This is a genomic window from Streptomyces sp. NPDC001530 (assembly GCF_042894545.1).
Taxonomy (GTDB): Bacteria; Actinomycetota; Actinomycetes; order Streptomycetales; family Streptomycetaceae; genus Streptomyces.
Genome location: NZ_JBIAVS010000036.1, coordinates 33,168 through 54,670 on the forward strand (window position 1 = coordinate 33,168; position 21,503 = coordinate 54,670).

Sequence of the window (21,503 nt, forward strand, 5' to 3'; positions counted from 1 at the left end):
CGTGAAGTGGTCGGGCTACGCGTCGCAGACACGGCGGCGGCGGTGGGACGGAGGCGGGGCGGGAGGACCGCCGAGCTCCCTCGGGGAAAGGAGCTCGGCGGCCGTTCGTCAGGGCCGGCGACGACCGGACGTACGGATGTACGGTCCGGGCGTCGTCGCCCTCCTGGGGATCACTTGTTGTTGCCCAACTCGCCGTCGGCGCCTTCGACGGCGCCCGAGACGGCGGAGCTTGCGGTCTGCGCAGCGGCCACCGCCGCGAGCACGGCGACACCTGCCGGGCCGCCGGCAGCCGCGCCCGCCGCACCGGCACCACCGGCACCGGCACCGCCCGCACCGGCACCCGCGGCCTTACCCGCTCCGGCACCGTGCGCGCCGCCCGCTCCGGTCGAACCTGCTTCCCCGCCCGCACCGGAGGAGCCGCCCGCACCGGACGAACCCCCTGTTCCGGACGCGCCGCTCGGACCCATCTGTGCACCGGAGCCGCCGCTGCTGCCGCCGCTGGCGCCGAGCTGGACCGCGCCGCTTGCCAGTTGGCTTCCCGCCTGCCCCATGCTGGACATGGGGTTGCCGGTGCCCATGGCGGCGGCGGCGGGCACGATGAGCTTCAACAGCGCGGGCAGGGCGATGGCGGAGAGCAGCATCACGCCGATACCGGCGATACGTGTGTTGATGGCGACGTCGTCGTTGCTGGAGCCGTCGCCCCTGGTCTGGCCCGCGTTGATCATCGCCATACCCGCGTTCAGCACGAGGGCGACCGCGGGTTTGTAGAGCAGCCAGGAGACCATCCAACCGATGTGCTTCCGCCACCAGCCGGCGCCCCAGTCCGTCATGGAGGCTGCGGCGGCCAACGGGAGGGTGCCCAGCATCAGCATCATGACGCCGAGCCGGATGTACATCAGGACCGTGTGGATGATCCCGGCGATCAGCAGCAGGAAGGCGAGGATCAGCAGCAGGAAGGACTCCTCGATCCCGCTGCCGTCCGAACAGGCGCCGACGTTCTGCAGCGCCTCCTTCACGGCGTTGTTGAACAAGTAGTCGGAGTAGTCGTCCGCGACTTTGGCGGCGGCCATGACGACGGTGGTGGCTGCGCCCGAGACGAGAACCACCCGCAAGATGCCCTTCAGCGCGGTCTTGCCCGCGTCGCCCCTCCGCTCGATGGCCATGCGGGCGGCGGCGAAGAGCAACGAGCCGACCGCGAGGTAGACCACGATCCACTGGGTGTCGCTGCTGATGCCCTTCGACGTGTCCGTCTGCTGCAGGGTCGGCACATGGGTGGCCAGCGCCCCGAACACTGCGACCGCCGCCGCGAGGATGGTCTTCGCGATCAGCTCGACGATCGTCCCGACGGGGTCTCCGAGAAAGCTGAAGAAACCCTTGATCAGGTCGAGTGCCGGATTACCGGAATCGCAGTCCACGTCAAACCCCCCAGAGAACGAAGCTGTTGGTGTCCGAAACGGACGACACCGGGGTGTGCAGGGAACCGTCGCCGTCGGGCAGGACCTTCCAGTCACCGCCGTTCCAGCGCAGATCGATGGTGGTCGCCGCGAACCCCTGGGAGCTCTTGAGGAGCAGTTTCACGCTCGCCGCCGTGCGCTTGTACGAGGTCACCTCGAAACCGACGTACGAGGAGGGGGTCACATCGGTGTTCTCGCTGTCGATGTCCTTGACGGTGGCGCGCTTGAACTCCCACATCTCGCGTCCCGACCCGGCGACGACCTGCCGTTCGGTGACGGTGCGCCAGTTGGATCCACTCATCTGCGAGGGGATGACGGTGGCGGCCAGCGCGGCGCCGGTGGGTGTGTGCGCGAAGCACCACCACAGGTCGCCGCTGATCCGGGTGGGCCCGGCCGAGGCGGAGACGGGCAACCGCGAGACACCGAGCTTGTGTCGTTCGACGTCCTTGGGCGCAGCCGTGGGCAGCGCGGCGCCCGCGCTGTCGTCGGTACGGCAGCCGTGCGGCCGGCTGTCCTTCGCGCCGGAGCTGCCGGAGCTGTCGGAGTCGTCGGACAACGGGCCGTCCGACGCCACCGCGTTCGCGCGGGCGGTGGTGGTGTCGGGGCCGCCGGACACCGCTGTGACGATCACGCCCACCACGAGCGCGACGCCGAGGAATCCCGCCGACAACTGCCAGTTGCGCTGCTTGTAGTACGGCCCGGACTCCTCGACCCGCCGCTTCCTGCGTTTGAACATCTCGACCGCCCGCCCGGCCTATCCGAAGACGAAGTTGACGAGCGGGCCCGCGGTGGCCACGAGGACACAGCCGCCGAGCACCATGCCGAGTCGGCTCATGTGCTCCGAACTCTCGCCCCGCTTCACGGAGATGGCCATCATCGCGCCGGTGATCAGCACCCCGGCGACACCGGCGGCGGTGCCGGCCCAGGCGGCTATGCCGAGGACCTTGTTGACCTTGCCGGTGAGTTCGCCCGGGGCGTTGCTCACCGGCTGGGGCACATTGCCGTCGGCCAGGAGGTGGGAGGCTGCGAGAAGAAGGGACATGAGGATCTCCGAGGAGTCGTCGCCCGGCATGAGCGGCGGGCGAGAGGGTGACTGGGTGATGGATGGATGGGGTGCCTGACAGCGCTGGAAGGTGTGTTGGGGACTGGAGGGTGCGATGGGGCTACGGGCCGCCGAGGAGCCTCAGATCGCCCAGAACGATGACGAGCGGTTGGGCGGACGTGGCGAGCAGGCAGGCGAGGGTGACGTAGAAGACCCCACGGAAGTGCTCGCCGCCTTCGCCCGGTTCGCCACGGCGCAGCTGGAGCGCCATCAGGGTGCCGACGGTGATGAGCCCGAAGACGCCGGCGGCCGTGACGCACCAGGCGAGCAGGTTGATGATCGTGTGGGCACCCACGGGCGGGGCGTAGTCGGCCAGGAGCCGGGCATCCGGCAGGGGACGGGTCACGACACGGCTCCCTCGCCGTAGTGCTCGCTTCCCACCAACGTGCCGAGCGTGGCGAGTTGCCTGGGCAGGGACTTCGGGCGGTCACCCGTACGCCATGCCGGGATCCACGGCACCCGGTGCACGCGGGCGACGGAGCGCAGCACGCGGATACGGCGCAGCAGACTGAGCGGCAGCCGCCCGGGGGCGTCGGCGACGAGGACCACGCCCAGCAGATCGAGCCCCTGCGGGGCGCTGCCCTCCTTGAGCGCGCCCAACGCCCGGGAGACGGACCGCAGTCCGCGCGCGCTGGTCCTGCCGACCAGTACGATCCGGTGCGGTTCACCCCGCGCGGGCTCCGGCCAGCGGGCCCCTAAGTCCACTCCGCCGAGCGTCTCGACCAGCGAGGTCACCCCGGCTCCGCCGTGCGCCTTGACCCACCCGACGTCGTCACGCGACCTGCCCCGGGCCGCCTTGGGCCGTTTCGGCCGAGCCGGGCCCGGCTCCGGGACCCGAGCCGGGAAGGGACGGCGCGCGGGGGCGACCTGCGGGGAGACCCGGGCCGCGGGCCGGGGTGCGGTCCGCGGGGCGGCTTGGCCGTGGGGTACCGCATCCGCCCGCCGCCGGACGGGGGCCTGCGGGAACGCCTGTTGCCCGGCGGGAGCCGGGTGGCCGCCGGGTACTGCCGGGGCCGGGCCGGCGGTCCTCCCCGGCGGGACGGCCCGACCGCCGCCCGTTCCCGCTGTTGGACCGGTCGCTTCGCCGTCGGGAGCGGGCCGCGTTTGCGGGGGTGTCGGGCGTGGGGTCTTCGGTCCCCGTTCCCATGACTGCGGGCCCGACGGCGTTGCCGAAGGTATGCCCATGTGTGCCCTGCCCCCTCTTCGCTCGAAACTTCCACTGCTCTGGCTCATCTGGATTCGACTGGTTTGAACTTATTTGCGCCGAGGCCCGTTTCGATCTGTCGAGCCCGGCGGACAGCACAACGGGCCGTGCGGCCACCGCGGTTCAAGGCGAGGGGAAGAAGGCAGGCGCTCATGAGTTCAGCCATGGGAGGGGGCGGAGGCGGAGAGAGCGGCATCTCGACCGCGCTCAAGGCCCTCATCGGCGCCGGCACCGGCTGCGGCTGCCTGCTGGCCGGGGTGCTCACGCTGCCCATCGTGATCGTCGTCGTGATCATCTACGGCGGGTTCGGGGTCCTGCTGGCCCCGCTCATCGCGCTGTACCTGCTCTTCCACGGCGGCAGCGGGGACCCGCCCAGCCAGGACGACGCGAACCAGACGCTCCAGATCTTCCAGGGCGACGGCAAGGGCGAGCTGGACACCTCGACCGTCCCCGAAGACCTGGCGGACCCCATTCAGAAGGCCGGCGCTCTGTGCGACGCCATCGGCCCGATCGTCATCGCCTCTCAGATCGAGAAGGAGTCCGGCTTCAACGCGGACCTGGTCGGCCCGAACGGCGAGCAGGGCCTCTCCCAGCTGCCGCCCGACATCTTCAAGCAGTACGGCAAGGACGACGACGACAACGGCAAGGTGTCCGCCCTGGACGCCAAGGACTCGATCATGGCGCAGGGCCGCTACCTGTGCGATCTGGCCGACCAGGGCCAGAAGCTGCTCGACAGCGGCGAGGTCCGGGAAACGGACGACGACGACGGGACCACCAACAGCGTCCTGGACCTCGCCCTGGCCGGCTACGACGTCGGGATGGACGCCGTCCGCGCGGCCAAGGGGGTGCCGCAGACGAACGAGGCCCAGGGCTACGTCCTCGCCATCCGCGCCCAGTTCGCCAAGTACCAGGGCATCGGCGCCCCGCCCTCGGGCGCCACCCCCGGCGTCACACCCAGCCCCACCGACTCACCGTCGGTCACTGCTTCGCCCACCGCATGAGCATGAGGAGGACAGCCATGGCCCACTTCGAGGTGCACATCTCCGACGAAGGGCTCGCCGAGATCGACGGGGACCCCCTCGTCCCCGAGCCGGGTCAGTCCGTGCACGAGGCCGTACTCGACCAGTTGCAGCGGTACGCGCAGGAGCGCGGCGCCGCCGTCGAGGCGACGGTGAACGATGGCCCCGGCGCCGCCCACTTCACCCTTGAGATGTCGCCGGACGGTTCCAGCCGCATCCTCGTACCGGAGGAGCCACCGGCCCCGGAACCCGAACCGGTCCTCGTGGCCTCCGTGACCGCCCCCGCCCTCGCCGAGGCTCCTGCCCCCTCCGCCATCGCCACCGCGATTGCCCGTGCCCGCGCCACGGCCGCTGACCGTGTCGCCGCCGCCCCGGCCCAGCTCTCTGCCAGGACCATCGACCTCCCCGCCGAACTCGCCGAACCGATCGGCTGTATCAACGCGTTGGCGGGCGTTGGCCGGCTCGACGAGGCGTTCGCCGACGCGACCGCGCTGCGCGAGAGGCTGACCGGATCGATGGGTGCCGAGCATCCGCACGCGCTGGAGGCGCGGGCCGTGGAGGCGTACCTCGCGCACCTGCGCGGCGACGCCCGCGAGGCCACCGTGCTGGCCCTGGCCGTGGCCCGGATCAGGTGCGGGGCGGGGGACGACCGGGCGCCGGAGGAGGTGGCGCGGGCGGCGGCCGCCTGGCAGCGGCTCGACGACGACCAGGCCGCACTCACCCACGGGCGCGAACTGCTTCACATGTGGGCCAAGTTGGAGCACCGCGGACTGCTGCCACCCGGCCACTCGGAACTCGCCGAACAGGTCCGCAGACATGTGGAGGCACTGATGGCGTACGCCTGACCCACCCACGGGCAGGTCCCTCCGGGCACAACCGCCCCACCCTCCCCGACCTGCTCGTCCATCGACTCGTACACCGAGCGTCAAACGAACGTGGAACTCGCCTCGGAACACTCCGTTCCCCCGGAGGCTCCGGTTCTCAGTCCCCGGACTGGGGGCCGGTCATCCCAAGGAGCAGGAGCACACCATGAACGTGACGGTCATCGGATCGGCCGGCGCTGAATCCGTCGAGGAACGAGCGCTGCGCGACCTCTACTTGGAACACGGCCCGGCGCTCTACGCGTACGTGCTGCGCATGCTGGGCGGGGACACGCACCGCGCGGAGGACGTCGTCCAGGAGACGCTGCTGCGGTGCTGGAACAAGCAGAATCTGGTCGACGGCGAGGGGATGGCCGTACGCCCGTGGATGTTCCGGGTGGCCCGCAACCTCGTCGTCGACGGGCATCGTACGAGGATGGCGCGGCCGTTGGAGATCGGCGGCGCCACCTGGCTGACCGAGCTGGGCGCCGAAGTGGACGACATCGAGCGGATGTTGTCGTCCATGGTGGTGCGGGACGCCTTGGAGGCACTGACCCCCGCGCACCGCGAGGTGATCAGGGTGACCTACTTCGCCGACCGTACGACCCAACAGGCCGCCGACGCCCTGGGCGTCCCGCAGGGCACCGTGAAGTCCCGCGTGTACTACGCCCTGCGCTGCCTGAGGACGGCGTTGGAGGAGCGAGGGGTGCGGTGAGGGCAGGGAGGAGCCGGGCGGAGGAAAGCTGAAACGTTGCCGCGGCTGGTGGGTCAGCGGTGCGGTCCGCCTTCGTCGCCCTCGTCGCCCTGTGCCAGCTCGCGCAGGGACTGCCGGACCTCGTCCGCCTCCGTGTGGCCGCCCTCCTCCAGCAGGGCGAGCGCCGCGGCCCAGGCTGTGCGGGCCGAACCGTGGTCGCCGGCGGCACGATGGGAGTCCCCGAGGTGCCGCAGGGTGTCGGCCTCCAGGTAACCGTTGCCGAGTTCCTGGTACAGCTCTACGGCGAGTTCGAACCGTCTGACGGCCGCGTCGTACCGGCCGAGATGGTGGTGGGCGTAGCCGACGCTGTCCTGCGCGGAGGCCTCGCCGTTGAGGTCGGCGGCCTCCTGGTGCAGGGAGACGGACTTCTCGCAGTGTTCCAGCGCACGTTCGGCGTCGCCGAGCAGGATGTACGTCCAGCCGATCTCGTTCAGGACGCTGGCCTCGCCGCCGTGGTGGCCGAGGGACCGGTACAGCTCGCCGGCCTGATCGTAGTGGTCGAGCGAGTCGTCGTAGCGTCCCGTCTCGTTGGCCAGATAGGCGAGGCAGCGGTGGGTGCGGGCCTGGCCGAAGGCGTCGCCGGCCTGCTGGAAGAGGCCCAGTGCCCGGCTCAGCAGCCGTAGCGCCTCGTCCGTGTGCCCGAAACGGGTGTGGCCGAAGCCCAGGCTGCGCAGGGCGTGCGCCTGGCCGACGGGGTCGCCCAGGGCGCGGGCGGCACGCAGCGCGGCCTTGTTGATCTCCATCAGGTCATGCCGGTAACCGAGGCGGTCGAAGTACAGGTCCAGTGCGTAGGCGGTGCGCCAGGCGTGGTTGTGGTGGCCGTCGTCGGCCGCGTACTCGACGAGCGAGCGCAGCACGTGGCGCTCGGCGCGCAGCCAGGCGGTCGCCTGCTTGCCGTCGTTGAACCGCAGCGGCACGCTGTCCGATCTGCCCGGCGACAGGGAGATGGTCTCCCGGAACGGGTCGAGGACGGCGGACGCCTGGTGGGCGGTGTGCAGATAGTGGTCGAACAACCGCAGCACTGTCGTGTCCCGTTCGTACATGCTGTGTTGGTTCGTGATGAGTTCGTGGGCGTAGGCGCGCAGCAGGTCGTGGAAGACGAACCGGCCGGGGACGCGTTCCATGAGCAGGCTCGCCCCGGTGAGCTCCGTCAGCAGGGCGCGGACCTGACGCCGGGGCATGCCGGCCAGCGCGACCGCCACCGCGGTGCTGACGTCCGGGCCAGGGTGCACGGAGAGCCGGCGGAAGAGCCCGGCGGCCTCCGGCGACAGGGCGTTGTACGACCAGGAGAAGACGGCGCGGGCGTCGGAGCCGGCCTCCTGGCCGGCGGCGAACGCGTCGAGGCTGCCGTGGTCGCTGCGCAGTTCTGCGGCGATGTCGGCGAGCCGGAAGCCGGGGTGGTGCGCGGCGCGTGCCGCCACGATGGCCAGGGCCAGCGGCAGCCGGGCGCACAGGTCGACGATGGCGTCGGCCGCCTCCGGCTCGGCGTCGACACGGGCGCTGCCCAGCCGCCGGGTCAGCAACTCCCGCGATTCCTCGGCGCTCAGCAGCCCCAGGGTGAGCGGATGCGCCCCGTGCCTGGCGACCAGGCCGCTGAGCCGGCTGCGGCTGGTGACGATGACGAGACAGCCGGACGCTCCGGGCAGCAGAGGCTGGATGTGCTCGGTGTCACGGGCGTTGTCCAGCACGATCAGCATCCGGCGGTCGGACAGGACGCTGCGGTACAGGGCGGCCTGTGCGTCGAGCCCCTCGGGGACGGCATGCGGGGCCACCCCGAGCGCCACGAGGAACCTTTCGAGCGCCTCGCCGGAGTTCATCCGGGAGGCGCCGGGGTCCCAGCCGCGGAGGTTGACGTAGAGGCTGCCGTCGGGGAAGCGGTGGGCGATCCGGTGGGCCCAGTGCACGGCGAGGGTGGTCTTGCCGGCCCCGGCCATTCCGTCGATGACGGCGATGGCGGTGCTGGTGGCGGTGGTTGCGGCATTTTCGGTGTCGGCGGTGGTCGCCGGGGCGGGGTCGTCGTCGGGCAGCAGGGCGGCGACACGGACGAGTTCGCTACGACGGCCGGTGAACGTGACAAGATCTGCGGGGAGTTGGGAGGGGCGGACCTTGTCCCCGCGGCGGGCCGGCGAACCAGGACCGTCCGGCTCCGGGCGGGGAGTGGCATCGGAGGTGTCCAGGGTGTCAGGCGTGCCAGGTGTGTCGCCGTCCTCGTCGCCGCCCGCCCGTGCGCTCGGGATCGGCTGCGCCAGGGCAGGGTCCCCGGCCAGCAGGCGGGCGTGCAGGGCGCGCAAGGACGGCCCCGGTTCTATCCCCAGTTCGTCGACCAGCGTGCGGCGGGTTCTCGCGTAGGCTTCCAGCGCCTCTGCCTGCCGTCCGCACCGGTACAGGGCGACGAGCAGCAGCTCGCTCACGGACTCGCGCAGCGGATGCGCGTCGCGCAGCGCGAGCAGTTCCGCCACCACGGCCTCGTGCCCGCCGAGCTCCAGCTCGACGCGCAGCTTCAACTCCATGGTCCCCAGGCGCCGTTCGGCCAGGTCCGTCCGCGCGGATTCGGCGTACGGGCCGGGCACTCCGGCCAGTGCGGGGGTCCCCCAGGTGGCCATCGCGGTGTTCAGCAGCCGGAGGGCGAGCTCGCCTTCGCCGGCGGCCAGGTGGTGCTTGGCCTGCGCCACCGCCGCGTCATTTGCGGTGACGTCGCAGGCAACCGTGTCGGAAGCCATGACGTATCCGTCGCCGATGGAGAGCAGAATCCCGGGCGACTGCCCCGGCGGCCGCACCGGCTCCAACAGCTTGCGCAGCCGGGAGACATACGTGCGCACCACCGAGACCGCGCCCTGCGGTGGCTCCGTCCCCCAGACCCCGTCGACGAGATCGGCCACGCCCACCGTGTGTCCCCGGCGCAGCAACAGCATCGCGAGAACGGCCCGCTGCTGAGGTGAGCCGAGCGCCACTTCCTCGGTACCGCGCCAGGCGCGCAGCGGACCGAGCAGGGAGAACTTGTAGGCCTTGAGTTCATTTTCCGCCACGGTCCGTGACATTAGTGTCCGATCTTCCGAACGTCAGCTCGAACGACAATTTCCCGCCATGCGTCCACCGGGAAATGACACCCGGAAACGCGCAGGCCGGAGGGGGTAGGAGAGAGGGGGCCCTGACCCAAGGCCGGGTAGTTAAGCCTGCGGAGAAACAAGTCGTTGCCTTCTGTCGGTGCACGTCGTTTTTGTGCCAAAGGGATGTCGGAGGGGGTCGAGGCGGGGCTGGCGGCGAAGTTCGAGGTGTTGTTGCCTCATCTGTATGAGCGTCAGCGCCGGTTGGCCATAGGGGCGGAGGCCCCGGTCGCTGGGGCATGGCGGGATCAGGAAGGTGGCCCGGGCGGCGGGGTGCGTGAGGGCACCGTGTCTCCTGGGGTCGCTGAACTGGAGGCCGCTGCGGCTCCGTTGGGCCAGGCCCGCCGGGAGGGCTGATAGACGCGCCGGCCAGGGCGCTGCCGTCCAGCGCAGTGGCCGGGTGGCGTGAGCGGGGTTCATCAGCGGCCGTTGTTCGGGCCTGCGGACTCGGACTCCACCGCCCCGCACTGCACCGCTCCCACGCGTCCGTGGAGGAGCGAGTACGCACCAACAAGGCGATGGGCCTGGACAACCTCCCTGGCAGATGTGGGAGGCCAACCGCGGATGGATGCCAGCCGCGAACCTCGACGCCGATCTCGACGCCTGGGTACGGCCGCTGACCTGCACGACATCGACGGCCTGGCCGCCGCCGAGCCGGACACCATGCGCTTCTGCCTGTGCCACCTGCCCGCCCGCCTCACCGACCACGTCCGCCGCCGCTTCCCGCGCATCGAGCGGGCCTGGACCTGGGCTCAAGCGTTCACCACCTGCTGGAACAGACTCAACCCCTCCGGCCACCGCCTGACGGCCGATCACACACCCCGACGACAACCGGACAGGAGGACAACCCGCAGTCCCGGGCCTGTGAACCCGGCGCACCCGTGGCGTCATGCCCGTTCTCCACCGGCGAAGGACATTACGGGCGAACCCCCGGACCGGTCAGCGGCTCTCAGGGGCCGCTCGCCCAACACGACTCGCACTCACTGCTCGCCCACTGCTTTTCCCGGAGTGATACCGCCTCACCGAAGGGCGCGCACGACACTGTCCAGATATCCCGGTACCGACTGGAGAAAGGCGTCGTGTCCGGCCGGCGACGTTTCATCGTGGTGATGTGACACCGGGAAGCCGAGCTCGGCGATCTTTCCCGCCATGGCGACGCTGTGTGCCAGACCGAACAGGCGGTCCGACGCGAAACTGAAGAGGCTGACGGCGGGGTGTCCGCGTGGCGCGGCTCGAATGCGGTCGAACCCGTCGAATCGATCCATCGCGCCGATCATGCGGAGGTAGCTCTCGGCGTCGAAGCGTTCGACAAACTTGGTCGCCTGGTAGTCCAGATAACGTCCGACTCTGTCGGCATCTCCCCGGAATTTCGCCTCCATTCCCTGCTCCGACATGTACGTGAGGTGGGCGACCATCCGAGCGACGCCCAAGCCTCGCATCGAGTCGGCCCGAATTGGCTGAGCCGTACGACCAGGGGCCGGTGGTGCCCGAACAATCGCCGAGGACGTTGGCGCAGACAACGTGAAATCTTTCGGTGTCGATCGGTAGCCCAGGACCGACCATGGTTTCCCACCAGCCAGGACGATCGTCGTCCCCATGCCTGGTGGGATGGCTGTCTCCGGTCAGGGCATGACAGATGAATACTGTGCTGCCGTCGACGACATCACGATGGCCGTATGTCTCGAACGCGACCTTGACATTGGTCAATACGTCGCCATGTTCCATCACCAAGGGCTCGTCGCCGGTGAACAGTTCGACGGTGCTGACAGCCTCGCTCAGCGGACCGGGGAAAGGTGCGTAGACAGATGTCATTTCGCTCCTTTGGCCCGGGGTGAGGCATCGGACGGGTTCACCCGGCTCGGCGGCTTCGGCTCGGCGGAGGTCCCGCCTTCCGCTATGGTCCTGCTCTCGACCATGTAGTCGATGATCACCGAGATGGCACTCGGCTGGCCTTCGGCGCCCTTGGTGAAGAGGCCACCGAACTGCCGGTCCACAGCGGCGTATCCGGCATCCCTCATGCGGACTTCGCGCGCCTTGGGCCGCAGGTAGAACGGCGTCCTCGGGTCGAGGTGGTGTTCGAGGTGGTAGCTGTCGCCGTGTACACCGGTCAGCAGCTTTTCCCACCACGGCCCTTTGCGGTTGCGGGACATGTATAGGTCGATGTTGGAATCCCGGATCATCGGAGTATGCTCCGACAGCTCGATGTACCAACTGATGATCTGGAAGGTCGTCAGGTAGGGAACGATCCAGAACAACACCAGGCCCAGCAGCCAACCGCCGCTCCACGCCAGTGCGATGACCACTGCCCAGAAGGCGAAGAAGCCGCAGGCGTCGAGCCTGCGCTTGCCGCGCCGCACAGTTGACGCACCCGGCACGGGCGTCGCTTTGCCCGAGAGCACCCGAGAGCGGTTACGCACCAGGTAATGCAGGTAGGCGTAAGTCTGCCGACCGGTCAGGGGCATCAGGACGACCCGCCGGACGTAGTCTCTGCGCGTCGATTTTCTGTAGACGCCCTGCTCAATGAAGAAACGCAGGTCAGGATCTTCTTCAGGATTGCCGAGTTTCGGGTGGTGAGTATAGACGTGAGACACTTTGTAGGCGTAATGCAGCTGAAAGATGGGATACGCGGACATGACCGTGCCTGCCATCATCTGCAACCGCCGATCGGAGATGCCGATGCCATGCGCGCAGTCGTGCAGAATTCCGGCAATACCACGCTGCCTTGCCCCGATGATCACAACCGCGAGTGGATACAACCACGGAGAGACAAGGACGCACCCCAGCACCATGCCCGCGATCCAGATGACATCGGCCGCCCAGGCCAGGAACACATGCCAGTTGTCGGGCCGGTTGAGTACCTTCAAGTCCCGTTGAATCTCTTCGGGGAACGAGTACATCTTGTATCGACGACCGGCGTAGGCCCATTCGGCAGTGTCCAACCGATCGGCGGCGTCATCGGTTCTCATAGCACGTGCTTCCTCTCTCGTGGACCCGGTCAGGGCTTTCCGCTGGAATCGGCGGTACTACGGCGCGCAGGCAGCGACGGCGTCAGCGAGGATCTCGCAGGCGGCGTCGACGACCTCGGCGGTCACATTGAGCGGCGGCAGCATGCGCACCACGCTGTCGTTGCGGCCGCCGAGCTCGACGATCAGGCCGTGGCGGAGCGCGTGGGCCTGGACGTCGCGCGCGATATGCCCGGCCGGCGAGCCGTCGGCGGGATCGGCCAGCTCGACGCCCCACATGAGGCCGAGTCCGCGGACGTCGTGCACCCACGGGTTCCGGCGCAGCTGCTCCAGCAGCCCCCTGACCTGATCGCCGCGCTCCATGACGTTGCGAAGCACGTCGTCCCGGCGGAAGAGGCGGATCGCCTCGGTACCCGTAGCGAATGCCACCTGGTTTCCCCGGAATGTTCCGGTGTGCGCGCCGGGCGACCATGTGTCGAGCTTCTCGTCGTAGAGAATGAGCGCAACGGGAAGACCCAGTCCGCTCAGGCCTTTGGACGCGACGACGACGTCGGGCTCGATGTCGTACTGCTCGAATGCGAACCAGGTGCCGGTCCTCCCGCAGCCGGTCTGAACTTCATCGAGAACGAGGGGGATTTCGAGCTCACGGGTGACGGCCCTGAGGCGTTGCATGAACTCGACCGTCGCGGGAATGACGCCGCCCTCACCTTGGACGACTTCGACGATGATGGCAGCCGGCAGCGGTATCCCCCCGTTGGGATCCTTCAATGACCTCTCGAGGTACTCCATGCAGTTGGTGTCGCACATCGCGGGGTTCAAGCCGAGCGGGCACCTGGCACAGTAGGAATACGGAAAGAAGTGGACGCCAGGCATCCCGTTCGAGATCGGCCGCTTCTGGGCGACGAGCCCCGTGGTTGCCATGGCAGCGTGCGAACTGCCGTGGAAGCCACCCTGGAAGGAAAGTACGCCACCGCGGCCTGTGGCGGTCTTGCACAGTTTCAGGGCGGCGTCGACGGCGTTCGCGCCGGTCGGCCCGCAGAAATGGATCTTCATCCGGTCCCGGAGGGCCTTGGGCAGCATGGTCAGCTGCGCCTCGATGAAGTCGTCCTTGGCTTGCGTCGGGAAATCCAGGCCATGCGTCAGGTTTTGGAGCTGACTCGTCGCGACCCTCACCAGGTCTGGGTGGCTGTAGCCGAAGGACAACACGCCGGCGCCGGCGAGAAAGTCGATGAAGATGTTGTCGTCCACATCACGGACAAAGCTGCCGAATCCCTCCGCCAACGCTATGGGGAGATTCCTCGGGTACGTCCGCGCATTGGATTCGCGCCGATCTTGACGGCTCAGAAAACGGGCCGAATTCGGTCCAGGAAGATCACCGTGCACGACGGGACGAATCCAGCTGGCCGAATCCTGTGAAATAGTCATTCATTTCCTTCCAGTCAGGTGCATGACGTGATCTTTTCCTATGTCCATGCACGGTCACGCGGTTCCTCGGGCGACCGGACGGCCATCAGCGGCAGGAAGAACTGGGTCAACGGGCCGATCGCGACGGCGTAGAGGACCGTACCGATGCCCACTGTCCCGCCCAGCATCCAGCCGATGGCCAGCACCGCCACTTCCAAGCCGGTGCGCACCAGCCGAATTGATCCCTCAAACCGCTCCGAGAGACCGGTCATCAGGCCGTCCCGGGGCCCGGGGCCCAACCGCGCTCCCACGTAGATCGCGATTGACAAGCCGTTCGCGGCGATTCCCCCAAGGAGCAACGTCCAGGTGTAAACGGCGTTTTCACTCACCGGCAGAACGGCCAGCGCGAAATCGGAGCCGACGGCCACGAGAAATACGTTGGCGATGGTCCCGACCCCTGGCCGCTGGCGCAGCGGAATCCACATCAGAAGTACCAGAAGGCTGATGATCAGTCCGATTGTGCCGAAACTGAGATCCGTCGCATACCGCCCCACCCCCTCGTACAGGACGCTCCACGGATTGACGCCCAGGCCCGCACGGACCATGACGCCGAGGCTGATACCGAAGAGCAACAGCCCTACAGCAAGCTGCGGCAGGCGCCTCGAGGGCTGAAAACCTATAGGGAGGGGGGTGAGCAGTGGAGGCGACGCGTCACGACTCTCGCCGCCGTTGTCATGCCCTGCTCCTGGTGCCATGTGGGTCTCCACGCGTATTCCGTAGAATTTCAACGCTAACGATCACACGCCGTCCTTGTACGATGCTGGACGTCTCGCTGTCACCGGCTTCCGCACATCTGCAAGCGTCGGGCAAGACATCCGCAAGCGTCGGGCAAGGCGGCCACGGCACAGTTCGTTCCCATGAACCAGAAACCCTTTGGGATTTCGCCGATATGCGCAGGGCCGTATCACCTGGGTGGCGAGGACGTTTTTCGAGACTCCATGTATCCGTGTGGGAAGGAAAAGAAGGAGCTGGGAGACGTCGATGATGAAGGTACGCGATGAGCGCGAACCGGGACCTGCGGAGGGCTGTTGACCACTACTTCCCCCAGCGGCCCGAAGGCTATTTCGACCATGCCGCCATCGGTATGGTGCCCACCACCGTCCCGGCAGCGGTCGCCGACTGCTACCAGATGCAGGCGGGCGGCAGCACCGATACCTCCGCGTGGGACGCCGTGGTCGATCGCGCCCGGCGGGAACTGGCGGCGGAGTTCGGCGCCGAGGCGCCGGACGTGGACTTCATGGCGCACACGGCCGAAGCCATGAGTTCCCTCGCCCACGCCGTTCCGTGGCAGGACGGCGACGAAGTGCTTGTCGCCGCTGGGGAGTACCACACAGTCCAGCTCAGCTGGGAGAACCTGAGCACACCCGGTCATCACGTCCGCGTGGTGGCCGTCGACCCCTTCTCCGGGGACAACCGTACCGACGCCTTGATCGCCGCGATCGGACCGCGCACCCGCGTCATGTGCGTCTCCCACGTCAACTACAGCACCGGCACCGTCGTCGACCTGACGGCGCTAGGCGCGGCCTGCCGCACGGCGGGTGTGCTGCTCGTCGTCGACGGCTCCCAGGCCGCGGGCCTTCTCCCGGTGTATCTGGCCGACGTCGACTTCTATGTCGCCACCAGCTACAAGTGGTTGATGGCCGGCTTCGGCTCGGCTCTGGTGCTGTCGCGGCCGGCGGCGCGCGAGCAGCTTCAGCCCCCCACTGCCCTGCGTGGTACCGCACCCGCGCTCCGGCTCACGTTCGGCCACGTCAATCTCGCCGGCATCTTCGCCCTCGGCGCCGCAGCCCGGGTCCGCCGCGACATCGGGCCGGAGCTGATCCGGTCCCGGGTGACGGAGCTGGTGGGACGCCTGCATGCCGAGGCCACCGCCCTGGGCCTGGAGCCAGTCGCCGCGTTGGAGCGCAGCGCCGGGATCGTGGGCTTCGGTGCGATCAGCGATCCGGCCGCCGCGGTCACCCAGCTGAGTGATCAGGGCATCCGCGCCAACGTACGTGGCGGTCGGCTGCGGCTTTCCCCGTCCTTCCAGAACACGGACGCCGAGCTCGACACACTGTTCCGAGCCCTCAAGAGCCTGCGCTGACCACGACCTTCACGCACGCACCTGTCGACACCGCTGCCCGAGGAACCCGAAGGAGGACTCTTGTGACCTGAAGGACCATCACCAAGGCTACGAATATGGTGCGCCCGCAGTCTCGTTGGCCAGCGCCTGGGCGACACTGTGCCGCAGCTGCGCCCTGAGCCGAGTGTCCACACGGGCCAGCAGCAGATCGCGCACCAGGCCGTGGGAGAACCGCAGGTCGTTGGGGTCCGCGGGATTCGACACCAGCAACCCGGTCTGGAGCGCGTCGTTCACCGAACCGGTGGTTCCTCGAAGAACGAGCACAGAGGCGAGCAGGCGGCGATCGATGACTGGGCCGATGACGGCACAGATCTCAAGGATGGTGATGACCTCGGCCGGAGGCTCGGCGAGGCGGCACTCCAGGACCACCTGCATGTCGAAGGGCAGGCTGTCCAGGAGGTCTTCCTGGTCGTCGGCGACGTCCCGAGACCTGAGCAGCCCGGTGAGCAGGTACGGGTTGCCTCCGGTCGCTCGGTGCAGCCGTAATACCAGGTCCCCGGAGACCGGCGCCTCGTCCCTCCACTGGACGAGCGTGCGGGTGTCGGCCGGCGACAGGGCGGTGAGATGCATGCTCTCCACCGCGTCTGCGCAGAGCAGGGCGGCCACCGCGTGTTTGAGCTGCGGACGCGACCGGACGCAGTGCTCCCGCACTGTTCCGATCACCACCAGTTGTGCGGTGTACACCTCTTTGGCAAGCAGATGAAGTAGCTCAAGGGTGTGGATGTCGGCGTAGTGGAGGTCCTCTATGAAGAGCGCCAGGGGTTCTTCGGCGGCGGCGAGCAGCAACTGGCAGACAGCGTCCTGGAAGCCAAGGTGCTCAACGAGTGTGCGCTCGCCGCTGTCCACCATGGGGCGCTCCTGATTCGGCACGCTCAAGTTCACTCGTACCTCGCTGGACAATGAATCCAGCTGCCGTCCTCGCGTCCGCAGTAACTTGCTGACGATGCGATGCCACACTTGATAGTCCGGCGCTCCAGGAGCTTCGGTGCAGTGAGCCCAGACCACCGCCGTTCCGGCTGAAGTCAGTTCTTTCTCGAACTCCTTGAGCAAGCGGGTCTTGCCGACGCCCTGCTCGCCGATCATCAACAGAGTCCGCATTCGGTCGCCCTCCCCGACAAAGCTGCCCAACTGCGCCATCTCGCTTTCGCGTCCTACCAGTTGAGTGGCCCAGGGCGGTGGCTCCGCCCTTCCGGGTCCGGGGCCACGGTCCTGCTCGGCGGGTCGAGGTGAGCCGAGCGGCTGTGGTCGCCCTCGTGGCCCGTCCATGGGATCGGGCGCCGTGTGAGGTGGCGTCAAGTCCTGCCGCATGACGGCTTGGTGGAGAATCCGGAGTTCCTTGCTGGCGTCAGCGCCCAGTTCCGTGGCGAGATGAGAACGGATCCGCTCGTAGGTCAGGAGTGCTTGCGCAGGCTGACCGGTGTGGTACTGAGCGAGCATCAGCCGGATGCCCAGCTGCTCCAGCATCGGATTTCGGCGGACCTCCTTGTCCAGTTCTCGGATCACCTCGTCGTACTGACCGAGTCCGAGACATGCGTCTGCCCATATGCGGACCCCCTGGAGTCGTAGTTGCTCCAGACGCTCCGACTCCTGCGCCGCGAACTCGTACGAGGCCAGTTCGCCGTAGGGAGTGCCGGTCCACAGATCCATGGCGGCGCGCGCCGTATCGCGCGCCACCGCCAAGTCGCCTTCGGCGAGGCGTAGTCGTCCGTTCTCGACCGCCGTCTCGAATGCGTCGACGTCCGTCTGGTGCGGGGCGATGTCCAGGACGTATCCAGGAGTCACGGAGCGCACGGTGAGCAGGTTTTCACGGCGCCCTGCGGTGGTGTCCCCGATACTCTTCCGCAGCCGGGAAACGTACGAGTGCAGCGTGGCCATGACCGAGTTGGGCGGCGACGATCCCCAGATGGAATTGACGATCCTGTGCACCGGCACCACACTGCCCGCGTTGATCAGCAGCAGAGCGAACAAGGCCTGCTGTCTCAGAGGGCCCAAAGAAACGGGTCGTTGGCCAACGCGCACTGTCATCGTTCCGAAGACCGTGACGGGCGTGGCAGTTCGCTCGATGGGGTCGACTACAGCGTTGTCCTCTGTGCGCAATTCATTTCCTGTGTCGCTCGAAAATACGGTTCGGCGCTGTGATCTGTGGAGATGCCGCTTGGTCAGGTGGCATGGTGGTACTGCTCATGGGCACGAGGGCGTAGAGACGCCTGGGTGAGACGACGCCGAGGCGGATGAGTCGGCGGCGATGAGGAATTGGCGCCAAGCCGCGCTTGGGCGTCGGCACTGTGCGTACCCACTGCCGGGTGACCAACTGCCGGTGCCAGGTCAGCAAGGTAGAGAGGCCGCGAACACCAGTCGCCGGCGCTCGATCAGGTTACGAACCGGCGCAGTGACGATGGACGCGCGAGGCTCAACAGTGCCGGTTCATGGCGGGAGTTGCCGCTCCGGCCCCTCGCGTCTCAACCTCGGCCCCCGACAGCGGTCGCCGCACGTCGGCAACTCGCCTCTCGGGAGCTGCAGTTGCTGTCCGTGTCCTTTCATGGGCCCGAGTATTCATCGCCTCCGCGCAAGGAGCCTGCCCCGGTCAGGGGCAGGCGAAGCAGCGACCCGTTGCCCCCATCCGTCTCTCCTCAGCCCAGCCGGGAGGATCAGTCCCGGCTATTCGGCGGAAACGGGTGAACTGATGCCCTGACAGCAGAAAGGTGCCCCTGAGCTGCACGGATGCGAGAGTCACCTGCTTGCCGGTGGCCTGGTCGAGCGCGCCCGTCGGCTCGTCGGCGAAGACGACCTGAGCGCCCCCGACCAGCGCACGTGCGAGCGCCACCCGTTGTGCCTGTCCGCCGGACAACTGGCCGGGGCGGCTGTCCTCCTTGCCCTCCAGGCCCAGCGGCGCGAACCACTGGCGCGCGCGCCGCTCCGCCTCGCGGCGCGCGACACCGCCGAGCATCAGCGGGAGCGCCACGTTCTCCACCGCCGGCAGTTCGGGCAGCAACTGCCCGAACTGGAAGAGGAAGCCGAAGCGGGTACGGCGCAGCTCACTGCGGTCCGGTTCGCGCAACTGGTCGATGCGCTCGCCGTCTAGCAGCACTTGGCCGCTGTCCGGGCGCTCTGTGTTCGCGAGACAGTGCAGCAACGTCGACTTGCCGGACCCGGAGGGGCCCATCACGGCCAGCGACTCGCCCGCTCGCACGGAGATGTCCACGCCGTCCAGCGCATGGGTGGATCCGAAGGACTTGGACAGTCCGATGCCGCTCAGCACGGGCGGTGGAGAAGAAGGAGCAGAGGTGTTGTTCATGTGCTCCAACATCCGCCTCCGCAACGGCCCGTCGCCTCGGCCGGCCGACCGGTTCAGAGCCGCCGCGTCGTCCTTCCGGCCGAGACCGCACGACGGGGCCGCCCCTACGCTGCGATACGTGCCAGACATAGACGATCACACCCGGAATTCCTCCGAAGTGGAGACCGCCGTACGGAAGGTCGTGCGCGAGGCGCTGACGAAGGCACGCCGCCACGCGCCGGGATCACCGTCCGTCTCCGTACGGATCGCCCTGACCGACGACGACGGCCATCACGGCGATCGCCGCTGATGCGGCTGCCTGGCGGCTTCGGGTCGAGGTGCACAACGCACCACCACCCCGGCCCGCGGCGCCGAACCCCTCGGCGGCCTCGGCCTCATCGGACTGACGGCCCATGGTCCTCGGCTTCCTGGCGGCCACGTCGCTGTCCCGCCACTTCGCGGCCTTCATGACGAGCACCCGGCTGACCTCGGTGGCCATGTCCACGACGCTCGTCGCCACCCAGCCTGAGCTGAACCGGATTTTGTAGCGGCCCTGAAGCCAGGCATGATCGCCTCGGCAGATGGGACAACACAGGTCCGATGCCTGCACCACGGAAGTACCCCAAGGTCCGTAGTTAAGGCGAGTTCGCGGTTGTCAAGCGGGCAGGGCGGATCGAGGCATGTCCCGTATATGGGACGGGACTCCTGGTAGAGCGAGGAAGCCGACCAAGGTCTTCCGGCTCGAAGGAGTCCCGTTGCCCAACCAGTGTCCCACCACCATGCTCACGCATACCGTCACACCCGCCGAGGGCTTGTACGCGCCCGGACACCTGGGTGAGCTGACCCGGCACTTCCCGTTTGAACTCATTGATGACGTCCTGGCGGAGACGCGCACCGTTCAAACGAGACTACGGAGGCTGCCGTCGCGGGTAGGCGTGTACTTCGTCTTGGCCTTGGTGCTCTTCCCCGGCCTGGGATACACGCGGGTGTGGGACAAACTCACCGCCGGCCTGCGGCAGTTGTGCCCGCGGCGCCCCTCGGAGAAGTCCCTGCGAGACCTGCGCCGCCGTCTGGGGGTGGCCCCGCTGGAGCAGCTGTTCACCGTTCTGGCCGGGCCCGCGGCCCGGCCCCGGACCCCGGGCGTGTACTACCGGCGCTGGCGGACCGTCGCTTTCGACGGATGCAGCTCCGCCAAGGCCCCCGACCGGCCGCGGGTGTGCGCCTGGCTCGGCAAGCACAAGCACCGCTACGGGCAGGAGGGCTATCCGATGCTGAAGCTCATGGTGCTGTGCGAGACCGGGACCCGAGCTCTGCTCGGCGCGGTCTTCGGACGGGTGCCACAGAAGGAGACCGCGTACGCCGAGCAGCTCCTGCCGCTGCTGGACGACGGCATGCTGCTGTTGAACGACCGGGGCTTCGATACCGACGATTTTCTGGCCAAGGCAGCGGCCACTGGTGCCCAGCTGCTGGTCCGGCTCAAGGGCGCCCGCACCCCGGCCCGCTGGGCGCCGCTGCCCGACGGAACGTATCTGACGCGGATCAACGGGGTCCGGCTGCGGATCATCGATGCGCACATCGCCGTGACCACCGCCAAAGGGCTGCGGCTGCAGGGACACTACCGGTTGGCCACCACCCTTCTCAATCACCGCCGCCATCCCGCCGCCGAACTGGTCGCGCTCTACCACGAACGCTGGGAGATCGAGTCGGCGTTCTACTCCCTGCGTCATACGCTGCAGACCGGGCTGGTGCTGCGCTCCCAGGACTCCGTCGGTGTCCAGCAGGAACTGTGGGCGCACCTGGCCGTCTACCAGGCACTGCGTCGGACCATGGCGGAGGCTGCCGAATCGAGGCCCGGCACCGACCCGGACCGCACCTCGTTCACCGTCGCCCTGGAAACCGCCAAGGACCAGGTCATCGCCGCTGCCGGCGTGCTGCCTGCCGAAGGACCGGGCCGGATCCGACAGGCTGTGCTGCAGAACCTGCTGCCGCCGCGTCGGCCGCGTGTCGCGCCGCGCCGCGTCAAGTGCCCGATCTCCCGGTACGCGTCACCACCGGACCAGGCCCAGGTCCTCGGCGCGGCCCGCATCAGCAGGGTGAGTATCACGCTACGGCGGCGCGGTCCGCGCCCGCGGCCGCGAAGCAGGCCACAACGAAGGCAGCTGCACCGCGTGGGTCAGGCCCGC

General features: G+C 68.4%; 18 protein-coding genes and 2 pseudogenes. 8 read left to right on the forward strand and 12 right to left on the reverse strand.

The window, feature by feature from the left end; genetic code table 11:
- Nucleotides 1-170: 170 nt before the first annotated feature.
- From ACFY0T_RS45665 to ACFY0T_RS45685, 5 genes are all read right to left on the reverse strand, one after another.
- Nucleotides 171-1,415, reverse strand: coding sequence for a hypothetical protein (locus ACFY0T_RS45665; RefSeq protein WP_388884466.1), 1,245 nt, complete (start codon nucleotides 1,413-1,415; stop codon nucleotides 171-173).
- A 1-nt stretch (nucleotide 1,416) separates the two neighbouring features.
- Nucleotides 1,417-2,190, reverse strand: coding sequence for a hypothetical protein (locus ACFY0T_RS45670; RefSeq protein WP_388884467.1), 774 nt, complete (start codon nucleotides 2,188-2,190; stop codon nucleotides 1,417-1,419).
- Between the two features lie 18 nt (nucleotides 2,191-2,208).
- Nucleotides 2,209-2,496: a hypothetical protein gene (locus ACFY0T_RS45675; RefSeq protein WP_388884468.1), complete on the reverse strand. Its 288-nt coding sequence runs from the start codon at nucleotides 2,494-2,496 to the stop codon at nucleotides 2,209-2,211.
- Nucleotides 2,497-2,617: 121 nt separating this feature from the next.
- A complete protein-coding gene (locus ACFY0T_RS45680) occupies nucleotides 2,618-2,902 on the reverse strand; it encodes a hypothetical protein (RefSeq protein ID WP_388884469.1) in 285 nt (94 codons plus the stop codon).
- Nucleotides 2,899-3,291, reverse strand: a complete 393-nt coding sequence (locus tag ACFY0T_RS45685; RefSeq protein WP_388884470.1) for a hypothetical protein — start codon at nucleotides 3,289-3,291, stop codon at nucleotides 2,899-2,901. Before ACFY0T_RS45685 ends, ACFY0T_RS45680 begins: the two co-directional genes overlap by 4 nt.
- 621 nt (nucleotides 3,292-3,912) lie before the next feature.
- Between ACFY0T_RS45685 and ACFY0T_RS45690 the strand changes: the two genes are divergently transcribed.
- The 3 genes from ACFY0T_RS45690 to ACFY0T_RS45700 all read left to right on the forward strand — a co-directional run bounded on the left by ACFY0T_RS45690 (nucleotide 3,913) and on the right by ACFY0T_RS45700 (nucleotide 6,354).
- Nucleotides 3,913-4,761: a lytic transglycosylase domain-containing protein gene (locus ACFY0T_RS45690; protein WP_388884471.1), complete on the forward strand. Its 849-nt coding sequence runs from the start codon at nucleotides 3,913-3,915 to the stop codon at nucleotides 4,759-4,761.
- Nucleotides 4,762-4,778: 17 nt separating this feature from the next.
- Nucleotides 4,779-5,624 (forward strand): hypothetical protein, encoded by an 846-nt coding sequence (locus tag ACFY0T_RS45695; protein ID WP_388884472.1) that lies wholly within the window; start codon nucleotides 4,779-4,781, stop codon nucleotides 5,622-5,624.
- Between the two features lie 184 nt (nucleotides 5,625-5,808).
- On the forward strand, nucleotides 5,809-6,354 hold the full coding sequence (locus ACFY0T_RS45700; protein WP_388884473.1) for a sigma-70 family RNA polymerase sigma factor: 546 nt from the start codon (nucleotides 5,809-5,811) through the stop codon (nucleotides 6,352-6,354).
- A 53-nt stretch (nucleotides 6,355-6,407) separates the two neighbouring features.
- Here ACFY0T_RS45700 and ACFY0T_RS45705 read toward each other — a convergent pair whose 3' ends face one another.
- Nucleotides 6,408-9,419: a BTAD domain-containing putative transcriptional regulator gene (locus ACFY0T_RS45705; protein ID WP_388884474.1), complete on the reverse strand. Its 3,012-nt coding sequence runs from the start codon at nucleotides 9,417-9,419 to the stop codon at nucleotides 6,408-6,410.
- 204 nt (nucleotides 9,420-9,623) lie between these two features.
- On the opposite strand from ACFY0T_RS45705, the pseudogene ACFY0T_RS45710 reads away from it, so the two are divergent.
- Nucleotides 9,624-9,851, forward strand: a pseudogene (locus ACFY0T_RS45710) (ISAzo13 family transposase); the annotation flags it as partial.
- A 665-nt stretch (nucleotides 9,852-10,516) separates the two neighbouring features.
- On the opposite strand, the gene ACFY0T_RS45715 reads toward ACFY0T_RS45710, so the two are convergent.
- From ACFY0T_RS45715 to ACFY0T_RS45730, 4 genes are all read right to left on the reverse strand, one after another.
- A complete protein-coding gene (locus tag ACFY0T_RS45715; RefSeq protein ID WP_388884475.1) occupies nucleotides 10,517-10,891 on the reverse strand; it encodes a hypothetical protein in 375 nt (124 codons plus the stop codon).
- Between the two features lie 414 nt (nucleotides 10,892-11,305).
- Entirely contained in the window at nucleotides 11,306-12,463 is a 1,158-nt protein-coding gene (locus ACFY0T_RS45720; RefSeq protein ID WP_388884476.1) for a fatty acid desaturase family protein, read from the reverse strand.
- Between the two features lie 57 nt (nucleotides 12,464-12,520).
- Nucleotides 12,521-13,885 (reverse strand): diaminobutyrate--2-oxoglutarate transaminase family protein, encoded by a 1,365-nt coding sequence (locus tag ACFY0T_RS45725; protein WP_388884477.1) that lies wholly within the window; start codon nucleotides 13,883-13,885, stop codon nucleotides 12,521-12,523.
- 38 nt (nucleotides 13,886-13,923) lie between these two features.
- Nucleotides 13,924-14,496, reverse strand: a complete 573-nt coding sequence (locus ACFY0T_RS45730) for a YitT family protein (RefSeq protein WP_388884478.1) — start codon at nucleotides 14,494-14,496, stop codon at nucleotides 13,924-13,926.
- Between the two features lie 425 nt (nucleotides 14,497-14,921).
- On the opposite strand from ACFY0T_RS45730, the gene ACFY0T_RS45735 reads away from it, so the two are divergent.
- Nucleotides 14,922-16,007, forward strand: a complete 1,086-nt coding sequence (locus ACFY0T_RS45735) for an aminotransferase class V-fold PLP-dependent enzyme (protein ID WP_388884479.1) — start codon at nucleotides 14,922-14,924, stop codon at nucleotides 16,005-16,007.
- Nucleotides 16,008-16,094: 87 nt separating this feature from the next.
- On the opposite strand, the gene ACFY0T_RS45740 is transcribed toward ACFY0T_RS45735, so the two are convergent.
- A complete protein-coding gene (locus ACFY0T_RS45740) occupies nucleotides 16,095-18,014 on the reverse strand; it encodes a BTAD domain-containing putative transcriptional regulator (protein WP_388884480.1) in 1,920 nt (639 codons plus the stop codon).
- Between the two features lie 616 nt (nucleotides 18,015-18,630).
- Nucleotides 18,631-19,341 (reverse strand): ABC transporter ATP-binding protein, encoded by a 711-nt coding sequence (locus ACFY0T_RS45745; protein ID WP_388884481.1) that lies wholly within the window; start codon nucleotides 19,339-19,341, stop codon nucleotides 18,631-18,633.
- 118 nt (nucleotides 19,342-19,459) lie between these two features.
- On the opposite strand from ACFY0T_RS45745, the gene ACFY0T_RS45750 reads away from it, so the two are divergent.
- The 3 genes and pseudogenes from ACFY0T_RS45750 to ACFY0T_RS45760 form a co-directional block, all read left to right on the forward strand.
- Nucleotides 19,460-19,630, forward strand: a complete 171-nt coding sequence (locus ACFY0T_RS45750) for a hypothetical protein (protein ID WP_388884482.1) — start codon at nucleotides 19,460-19,462, stop codon at nucleotides 19,628-19,630.
- A gap of 103 nt (nucleotides 19,631-19,733) precedes the next feature.
- Nucleotides 19,734-19,868: a hypothetical protein gene (locus ACFY0T_RS45755; RefSeq protein ID WP_388884483.1), complete on the forward strand. Its 135-nt coding sequence runs from the start codon at nucleotides 19,734-19,736 to the stop codon at nucleotides 19,866-19,868.
- 207 nt (nucleotides 19,869-20,075) lie between these two features.
- A pseudogene (locus tag ACFY0T_RS45760) lies at nucleotides 20,076-21,408 on the forward strand (IS4 family transposase); the annotation flags it as partial.
- Between the last annotated feature and the right edge of the window lie 95 nt (nucleotides 21,409-21,503).

Excerpts from the sequence above, each read along its gene's own strand:
- ACFY0T_RS45670 (WP_388884467.1), bottom strand. The coding sequence starts at position 2,190 with ATGTTCAAACGCAGGAAGCGGCGGGTCGAGGAGTCCGGGCCGTACTAC.
- ACFY0T_RS45675 (WP_388884468.1), bottom strand. The coding sequence starts at position 2,496 with ATGTCCCTTCTTCTCGCAGCCTCCCACCTCCTGGCCGACGGCAATGTG.
- ACFY0T_RS45690 (WP_388884471.1), top strand. The coding sequence starts at position 3,913 with ATGAGTTCAGCCATGGGAGGGGGCGGAGGCGGAGAGAGCGGCATCTCG.
- ACFY0T_RS45695 (WP_388884472.1), top strand. The coding sequence starts at position 4,779 with ATGGCCCACTTCGAGGTGCACATCTCCGACGAAGGGCTCGCCGAGATC.
- ACFY0T_RS45700 (WP_388884473.1), top strand. The coding sequence starts at position 5,809 with ATGAACGTGACGGTCATCGGATCGGCCGGCGCTGAATCCGTCGAGGAA.
- ACFY0T_RS45715 (WP_388884475.1), bottom strand. The coding sequence starts at position 10,891 with ATGTCGGAGCAGGGAATGGAGGCGAAATTCCGGGGAGATGCCGACAGA.
- ACFY0T_RS45720 (WP_388884476.1), bottom strand. The coding sequence starts at position 12,463 with ATGAGAACCGATGACGCCGCCGATCGGTTGGACACTGCCGAATGGGCC.
- ACFY0T_RS45725 (WP_388884477.1), bottom strand. The coding sequence starts at position 13,885 with ATGACTATTTCACAGGATTCGGCCAGCTGGATTCGTCCCGTCGTGCAC.
- ACFY0T_RS45735 (WP_388884479.1), top strand. The coding sequence starts at position 14,922 with ATGAGCGCGAACCGGGACCTGCGGAGGGCTGTTGACCACTACTTCCCC.
- ACFY0T_RS45745 (WP_388884481.1), bottom strand. The coding sequence starts at position 19,341 with ATGAACAACACCTCTGCTCCTTCTTCTCCACCGCCCGTGCTGAGCGGC.
- ACFY0T_RS45755 (WP_388884483.1), top strand. The coding sequence starts at position 19,734 with ATGGTCCTCGGCTTCCTGGCGGCCACGTCGCTGTCCCGCCACTTCGCG.